This is a genomic window from Priestia abyssalis (assembly GCF_002019595.1).
Taxonomy (GTDB): domain Bacteria; phylum Bacillota; class Bacilli; order Bacillales; family Bacillaceae_H; genus Bacillus_BA; species Bacillus_BA abyssalis.
In genome coordinates, this window is sequence record NZ_KV917370.1 from 54,066 (window position 1) to 61,254 (window position 7,189).

Annotated in this window: 5 protein-coding genes, 1 rRNA gene and 1 pseudogene; 5 read left to right on the top strand and 2 right to left on the bottom strand. The window is 40.9% G+C overall.

The annotated features are described in order from the left end of the window. Positions 1–15: 15 nt before the first annotated feature. Together cwlD and BK575_RS27410 are read left to right on the top strand one after the other, a co-directional pair. Positions 16–723, top strand: a complete 708-nt coding sequence (gene cwlD / locus BK575_RS27405) for an N-acetylmuramoyl-L-alanine amidase CwlD (protein ID WP_078415023.1) — start codon at positions 16–18, stop codon at positions 721–723. 136 nt (positions 724–859) lie between these two features. Further along, positions 860–1,930 carry an Mrp/NBP35 family ATP-binding protein gene (locus BK575_RS27410; RefSeq protein ID WP_078415024.1) on the top strand — a complete coding sequence of 357 codons (1,071 nt, stop codon included), beginning with the start codon at positions 860–862 and terminating at the stop codon, positions 1,928–1,930. A 337-nt stretch (positions 1,931–2,267) separates the two neighbouring features. Here BK575_RS27410 and gerD read toward each other — a convergent pair whose 3' ends face one another. Next, positions 2,268–2,879, bottom strand: coding sequence for a spore germination lipoprotein GerD (gene gerD, locus BK575_RS27415; protein ID WP_078415025.1), 612 nt, complete (start codon positions 2,877–2,879; stop codon positions 2,268–2,270). Positions 2,880–3,029: 150 nt separating this feature from the next. Here gerD and BK575_RS27420 point away from each other — a divergent pair, with 150 nt between their 5' ends. Beyond that, positions 3,030–3,671: a KinB-signaling pathway activation protein gene (locus tag BK575_RS27420; RefSeq protein WP_078415026.1), complete on the top strand. Its 642-nt coding sequence runs from the start codon at positions 3,030–3,032 to the stop codon at positions 3,669–3,671. Between the two features lie 59 nt (positions 3,672–3,730). Here the strand turns inward: BK575_RS27420 and pdaB are convergent. Further along, a pseudogene (gene pdaB, locus BK575_RS27425) lies at positions 3,731–4,499 on the bottom strand (polysaccharide deacetylase family sporulation protein PdaB). 138 nt (positions 4,500–4,637) lie between these two features. On the opposite strand from pdaB, the gene BK575_RS27430 reads away from it, so the two are divergent. Both BK575_RS27430 and BK575_RS27435 read left to right on the top strand, forming a co-directional pair. Continuing rightward, the gene (locus tag BK575_RS27430) at positions 4,638–4,850 is read left to right on the top strand and encodes a hypothetical protein (RefSeq protein ID WP_078415027.1); all 213 of its coding nucleotides are present in this window, start codon (positions 4,638–4,640) and stop codon (positions 4,848–4,850) included. A gap of 182 nt (positions 4,851–5,032) precedes the next feature. Further along, a 16S ribosomal RNA gene (locus BK575_RS27435) occupies positions 5,033–6,582 on the top strand. The last annotated feature ends 607 nt before the right edge of the window (positions 6,583–7,189 follow it).

Genomic DNA, 7,189 nt, shown 5'->3' on the forward strand with positions numbered 1-7,189 from the left:
AGCTGGGGGGATGAAATGAGACCATTTAAAGCATTATTATTTATAGTAGGAATCACCTTGTTGTTTTTCATTGTTCAATATGAAATATGGGATAAAAACTCTTGGAATTCTTGGAATTTACCATTAAGCGGAAAGATTATTGTGTTGGATCCTGGACATGGTGGTCCTGATGGAGGTGCAGTAGGGGGAGAAACATTGGAGAAAGACGTTGCGCTAAATATTGCTCTTTTCACAAAAGATTATTTACAAGAGCAAGGGGCTCTTGTCATTTTAACAAGAGAAGATGACCGGGATTTGGCTAATGAAGAAACGAAGAAGATAAGCCGGAGAAAGGTTGAAGATTTAAAGAAGAGACTGGAAATCATTAATGAATCCCAAGCTGATTTATATTTAAGTATCCACTTGAATGCTATTCCATCTCCTCAATGGCGAGGAGCTCAAACATTTTTTAATGGATCTTTGGAGGAAAATGAGGCTGTTGCGAAAATTATTCAAGCAGAGTTAAAAAATAGTCTGGAAAATACTTCAAGAGAAGCGAAAGTTATTCAAGGAATTTATCTTGTCAAACATGCTAAAATCCCTGGAGCTTTAGTTGAGGTGGGGTTTTTATCTAATATAAATGAACGAAGCTTACTTCAAACAGAAGAATACCAAAAGAAAATAGCGGAGTCCATGTATAGAGGCATTAATCGATATTTTACAGAGCAAACATCTCCAAAATAAGGAGATGTTTCGTGTTTCACATGAAACATTGGAGAAAGCATACCATTTCTAGTTGAAGGAGGGCTCTCTATCAGCATCCTAAAAAGAAGTGTGGTATACTAAAGGTTGTAAACGAATTCAATGGGTGGTGGGAGATATGTTAACAGAAGATAAAGTATATTCTTTATTAAATGAGTTAAGAGATCCTTTTTTACATAAAACGCTCAAAGAAACAGGAGCTCTTAAAGAAGTAACTGTCAAAGAAGAAAAAGGTCATGTCAGCGTGAAAATTGCTCTTGCCAAAACCGGAACATCTGAACAATTGCAATTTCAAGAACGTGTTGTCCATACATTGAAAGAAGCGGGAGCTCATACAGTAGGGTTACGTTTCATTGAGCTTTCTCCTGAGGAATTAGCCCAATTTAAGGCTGAGATTCCAAGTGCTGCACCGAATAACCTCTTGACTAATGCCGGTTCTACTCACTTTCTTGCAATCGCCAGTGGGAAAGGGGGCGTTGGAAAATCAACGGTTTCTGTCAATTTAGCTGTAGCTTTAGCGAGGTTAGGTAAAAAAGTTGGCTTAATTGACGCCGATATTTATGGTTTTAGTGTGCCGGATATGATGGGAGTTACAAAAAGGCCTGTTGTTCAAGGAGAAAAAATTATTCCTGTAGAGCGATTCAATGTAAAAGTCATTTCTATGGGATTCTTTGTAGAAGATAATTCCCCTGTCATTTGGAGAGGACCAATGCTTGGAAAAATGTTGACAAGCTTCTTTACAGAAGTGGAGTGGGGAGAACTTGATTATTTGCTGTTAGATTTACCGCCTGGAACTGGAGATGTAGCTTTAGATGTCCACTCTATGCTGCCAAGCTGCAAAGAAGTGATCGTGACAACCCCTCATCCTACTGCGGCTTTTGTAGCAGCTAGAGCAGGAGCAATGGCGATTAAAACAAATCACGAAGTCATCGGTGTTGTAGAGAATATGTCTTACTTTGAAAGTAAAGTGACAGATGAAAGGGAATACGTGTTCGGGAAAGGTGGAGGCGAAAAACTAGCGGATGAACTCCAAACAGATCTTCTAGGACAATTACCATTGCAGCAACCGGACTGGAATGAAGAAGATTTTGCTCCATCTGTTTATGGCGAGGATCATAGACTAGGTCAAATTTATTTAGAGATTGCAGAAAAATTAACGAAGAAGTGTGAAAAAACCATTCATAATTAAAAGCAACTTTTGTGAACATATTTGTTTTTGAATAGTTTTTAGGGTGCCAAGGACATGTTGATAAAAGTAAGTCATTATCAGTGCCTTTCTTGTTCAAATAATAATATAGAAAAGTAATTACTTCTACGGTACTTCTTAAAACAGTCGCAACTATAAATAAGAAAAGCAGGATGAAAATGGTCATCCTGCTTGATGCGATGAGTTTAACAAGCTTTTGTATAGTGTTTAGTAATTATATTTAGTTACATGACTTTAAAATTTAGCGGGAACATAGGCTGCACTTTTTACTGCGAAGTTTACGTAGTAAAAAGTGCCCTTCTTTTGTTCAGGTATCTCTTTATTTTTCTTCTTGAGAACCGCCTTCTTCTTCACTGCCTTTTTGCTGCTCTTTATTACCTTGCTCAACTTCTTCTGCGGCTTTTAGTAATAAATCTTGGATTTTTGCTTTGTACAGCGGGCTTTCAAAAGTTTCAGTCATAATTTTTTGGATATGACTACGATATTCTTGGCTTTTTAAAACCGTTAACATTTGCTTTTCCATTTCAGGATTTTGAAATAGTTCAATTAACGATTTTTGAAAATCAGGATCTTTCATAAGTTGTTTAATTATTTTCTCTTGTTCTTTTTGGAGACTCTTCGCAAAGCTTTCGGCAAATTTTGGATCTTCAAAAATCTTTTTCCAAAATTCACTTCCTTTTTCAGATGTCAGTGTATTTTGAATGGTGTCTTTCACAATAGCCTGATCCATGATTAACTGCTGCTTAACTTCTTCTTCATTCATGACTTGCTCGATTGCTTTTTTACCTTCGTCTGTCTTGAGAATATCGACAACCATCTTTTTAGTTTGATCATAATCCATGCGCTGGGTTTCTTGTTCTGCTGGCGCGCATGAAGTGAAGATGAGTAACGAAAGACTTGCATACAAGAGGAGCAATAGCCATTTTTTCATTACAAAAGCTCCTTCCTTTAAAGAAATATGCCTAATCTTAATATGAAGTAATCTAAAAAAAATATGCACGAACAAAACATCTAGATTTTAAATAAAACGGTTGGTACAATTTAAACAACTATGAAAAATGAACAGTTGGGGGATTACAGTGTGAACAGTCGAAATTGGGTTCGTTTATTCCTTTCCACGCTTCTTCTTGGAGGGATTAGCACAGCAATTACAGGTTTTATTGTGCGTTGGGATAAGTATGGGTCGTTATTTTTCTCGATAGATATAATGGGTATTTTATCTGTGATCATTCTTTTATTTGGAGTAGGCCTTATTTTTAGTATTATTAGCCAGATGGGCTTTTTTGCTTATTTGACGATTCACCGTTTTGGGTTGGGGATTTTCCGTTCCGTTTCTCTTTGGAATGCGGTGCAAATAATCTTGATTATCTTCGTCCTGTTTGACCTTGTGTATTTTCGATATCGTTTTTTTGCGCAGCCGGGAGAAAATTTCATCTCTTATGTGTTAGTAGCCCTGAGTATTTTAATAATTGGAATAGCGGTAGCTTATATAAGAAAAGCAAATGCTAACAATGAAACCTTTGTGCCGGCTTTATTTTTTATGACAGTTGTTACGATAATCGAATGGGTTCCTGCTCTGCAAATCAATGATAGAAATTGGTTATATCTCATGTTGTTCCCATTGTTGGTTTGTAATGCATATCAACTGCTTGTTCTGCCTAAATTAATTGCTCGTAGTCAGACGGGAAAAAAAGCAGCCTCACAAGTGACAAAGTCAAAATAGAAGTATAAAAAAGCTGATTGGAAAGCATAAGTTTCTTGCTTTCCAATCAGCTTTTGATGTTATTTAACTTCATTACTCTTTACGTTGGTATTTGAAATTAATTCGGAAACAGTAATATTTTTTAGTCGTTGGTCTTTCATTTCTTCTACAATGAGGGGAATGGCTTTTTGTGTTTGTTGAACAGAATCAGAAGCATGCAAAAGTATAATGTCACCGCCATCCATCTTTTCTGTGACATTCTGAACGATTCTATCAACACCCGGATTAACCCAATCTTGGGAGTTAATACTCCAATGTACAACGGTGTAACCTAAACTATCTGCTATTTTTAAAACCTCAAGATTGAACTGCCCAGATGGCGGCCGTAATAATTCAATGTTTTTGACACCTAAGGCATCAAACACTTTCTTAGATTGAGCCAAGTCTTGACGAATTTTATTGTTTTCGAGTTCTGTATAATCTTTATAGTTGTAGCCCATTGTTCCAATTTCGTGGCCATCATCTTGTATTCTTTTTACAATATCCGGATGTCTTTCAGCCCAAGAAGCGGAAAGGAAAAAAGTGGCGTTCTTAATGTTAGCGGCTTTTAGCTCGTCTAAGATAAGAAGTGGTTTTTCATCCCCCCCAGCTTATATCAAAGGTCAATGAGAGCTTGTTATGCTGCTGCTCATTTTTGTAGATAGCTTTAGGCTCATCTTTGGTTGAAAAAACAGGAATCCTCATGATATTGCTTTCCATAAATAAAAAAGTACCCGTAAATAAAGCAGCAACAAAGATAATAATAAGCTGTTTGAAGCGTTTCGCTTTTGTGACATAGAAAAAATTCATATATTCCTCCTTGAATAATTAGTACTTGTCTAAATTTTATGTTGGTTTTTTTTTATTCATAACAAACTTGGTCATTTGTTTATAAAAAAATGAATAAGAGGAAATAATGAAATTCAAAAATATTTTTGAGGTGAAATTTTGATAGGGATATTACTGAATGAAAAACAGCAAAAAGAGTTAGAAAGCTTATTAAATAAAGAAATCAAAAGCCTTTCGGTCAGTCAATATGGAAAAAAGCATAGGCCAATCGTTGAAAGAGGATTATGGGAGAAACAAGAGATTTTATACAGCCTTTTGCGCCTTATTAGACAAAAAGAAAAAAACAAAAAAGATATTGACTCTAAAAGATAGAAGTGATACATTAATAAACGTCGCTGATGAATGCGACAGTAAGTTGAGAAAAAACATTGACATTTAATGTGTCAATGTGATAAATTGAAAAAGTCGCTTAAAGACAGAAATGAACTTTGAAAACTGAACAAAACAAAAAACGTCAACGTTAATTCTATTTTATTATGAGCAAGTCAAACATTTCTTCGGAGAGTTTGATCCTGGCTCAGGACGAACGCTGGCGGCGTGCCTAATACATGCAAGTCGAGCGGACAGATGGGAGCTTGCTCCCTGAAGTCAGCGGCGGACGGGTGAGTAACGCGTGGGCAACCTGCCTGTAAGACTGGGATAACTTCGGGAAACCGGAGCTAATACCGGATAACACCGAGGACCGCATGGTCCTTGGGTGAAAGATGGCTTCGGCTATCACTTACAGATGGGCCCGCGGCGCATTAGCTAGTTGGTGAGGTAACGGCTCACCAAGGCAACGATGCGTAGCCGACCTGAGAGGGTGATCGGCCACACTGGGACTGAGACACGGCCCAGACTCCTCCGGGAGGCAGCAGTAGGGAATCTTCCGCAATGGACGAAAGTCTGACGGAGCAACGCCGCGTGAGCGATGAAGGCCTTCGGGTCGTAAAGCTCTGTTGTTAGGGAAGAACAAGTACCAGAGTAACTGCTGGTACCTTGACGGTACCTCACCAGAAAGCCACGGCTAACTCCGTGCCAGCAGCCGCGGTAATACGTAGGTGGCCAGCGTTGTCCGGAATTATTGGGCGTAACGCGCGCGCAGGCGGTTCCTTAAGTCTGATGTGAAAGCCCACGGCTCAACCGTGGAGGGTCATTGGAAACTGGGGAACTTGAGTGCAGAAGAGGAAAGCGGAATTCCACGTGTAGCGGTGAAATGCGTAGAGATGTGGAGGAACACCAGTGGCGAAGGCGGCTTTCTGGTCTGTAACTGACGCTGAGGCGCGAAAGCGTGGGGAGCAAACAGGATTAGATACCCTGGCAGCCCACGCCGTAAACGATGAGTGCTAAGTGTTAGGGGGGTTCCGCCCCTTAGTGCTGCAGCTAACGCATTAAGCACTCCGCCTGGGGAGTACGGCCGCAAGGCTGAAACTCAAAGGAATTGACGGGGGCCCGCACAAGCGGTGGAGCATGTGGTTTAATTCGAAGCAACGCGAAGAACCTTACCAGGTCTTGACATCCTCTGACAACTCTAGAGATAGAGCGTTCCCCTTCGGGGGACAGAGTGACAGGTGGTGCATGGTTGTCGTCAGCTCGTGTCGTGAGATGTTGGGTTAAGTCCCGCAACGAGCGCAACCCTTGATCTTAGTTGCCAGCATTCAGTTGGGCACTCTAAGGTGACTGCCGGTGACAAACCGGAGGAAGGTGGGGATGACGTCAAATCATCACGCCCCTTATGACCTGGGCTACACACGTGCGACAATGGACGGTACAAAGAGTCGCAAGACCGCGAGGTGGAGCTAATCTCATAAAACCGTTCTCAGTTCGGATTGCAGGCTGCAACTCGCCTGCATGAAGCCGGAATCGCTAGTAATCGCGGATCAGCATGCCGCGGTGAATACGTTCCCGGGCCTTGCACACACCGCCCGTCACACCACGAGAGTTTGCAACACCCGAAGTCGGTGAGGTAACCGTAAGGAGCCAGCCGCCTAAGGTGGGGTAGATGATTGGGGTGAAGTCGTAACAAGGTAGCCGTATCGGAAGGTGCGGCTGGATCACCTCCTTTCTAAGGATTTTTACAAGAGTCGTTGACGAAACGTTTTGTTCAGTTTTGAAGGTTCATCCTTCAAGTTGATAAGTGTACCTGAAGGTACATGGTTGTTCTTTGAAAACTAGATAACAGTAATAGCTGAGGAAAGTGAAAACTTTTCTAAACATAAATCCTTTGTCAATGAACAAAGGGAAAAGAGAAGCGAGAAGTTCGAGGCGGCAAAGTTTCGAGCAGCACAGCGTATTTATATACGTGAGCAGCGCAGAAACGAAGCCAACGAAGAAATTCGACGCTAATCTTTTACCGCAAGGTTAAGTTAGAAAGGGCGCACGGTGGATGCCTTGGCACTAGGAGCCGATGAAGGACGGGACTAACACCGATATGCTTCGGGGAGCTGTAAGTGAGCTTTGATCCGGAGATTTCCGAATGGGGAAACCCACTGTTCGTAATGGAACAGTATCTTTATCTGAATACATAGGATATTGATGGCAGACCCGGGGAACTGAAACATCTAAGTACCCGGAGGAAGAGAAAGCAATTGCGATTTCCTGAGTAGCGGCGAGCGAAACGGAATTAGCCCAAACCAAGAGGCTTGCCTCTTGGGGTTGTAGGACACTCTATA

Excerpts from the sequence above, each read along its gene's own strand:
- cwlD (WP_078415023.1), top strand. The coding sequence starts at position 16 with ATGAGACCATTTAAAGCATTATTATTTATAGTAGGAATCACCTTGTTG.
- BK575_RS27410 (WP_078415024.1), top strand. The coding sequence starts at position 860 with ATGTTAACAGAAGATAAAGTATATTCTTTATTAAATGAGTTAAGAGAT.
- gerD (WP_078415025.1), bottom strand. The coding sequence starts at position 2,879 with ATGAAAAAATGGCTATTGCTCCTCTTGTATGCAAGTCTTTCGTTACTC.